Source organism: Chromobacterium sp. CCUG 30098 (assembly GCF_059916605.1).
Map to the genome: position 1 here is coordinate 1 of NZ_JAUCGS010000033.1, position 620 is coordinate 620.

A 620-nucleotide genomic window follows, 5' to 3' on the forward strand; every position below is an offset into this window, starting at 1 on the left:
CGGTCCCAGTGGAAGTGCACGCGGATGCGGCCCAGCTTGTCGGTATGCACTTCCGCGTCCACCGGCCCCACCACGGTGGCGCTCTGGATGCCGGGCAGGATGGGCTTGGCCGTCAGCCGCAGCGGGCGGAACGGACGGTCGTCCGTCATCGCCCGGAACACGGCCATCACATTGCGGCCCTGGCCGCTGCTGTCCGGCCCGTCCTGCAAGAAAGTCAGCTGGCTGGCGGTCACGTAGTAGCGGCGGTTGCGCGCCGCGTCCGGGTGGCCGTCCAGCGTGAAGGCGCCGCCGGTGGCCAGGCCGCGGGCGTTGGCGGTGCCGGTGAGCTGGTGGGAATCCGCCTGCAAGGCTTCCAGCCGCAGCCGCGCCAGCCGGTCGCCGCCGGCCTGATCGCTATAGCCGGCGCCGTAGTCGTAATGCTCCAGCCGGATGCCGTCCAGGCTGGCTTGCGCCTCCTGAGCATCGCTGTCCAGCCGGTTGGACGGCGCGTGGTAGTCGAAATCGCGCAGCGCGACATTGGTCGGCCGCACCCGCCGCCCGCGTTGCAGCCGCTGCACCCCTTCGCGGCCCGGCACCGGACGGAATTCGTCGCCGTCCGGCAGGAAGCGCAGCAGGCCGTA

Annotated in this window: 1 protein-coding gene; it reads right to left on the reverse strand. The window is 71.8% G+C overall.

Going from position 1 to position 620, the window contains the following annotated elements; translation table 11 throughout:
- Positions 1 to 620, reverse strand: a 620-nt coding sequence (locus QUG03_RS23200) for a type VI secretion system Vgr family protein (protein WP_500821122.1), incomplete at both ends; no start/stop codon positions are given.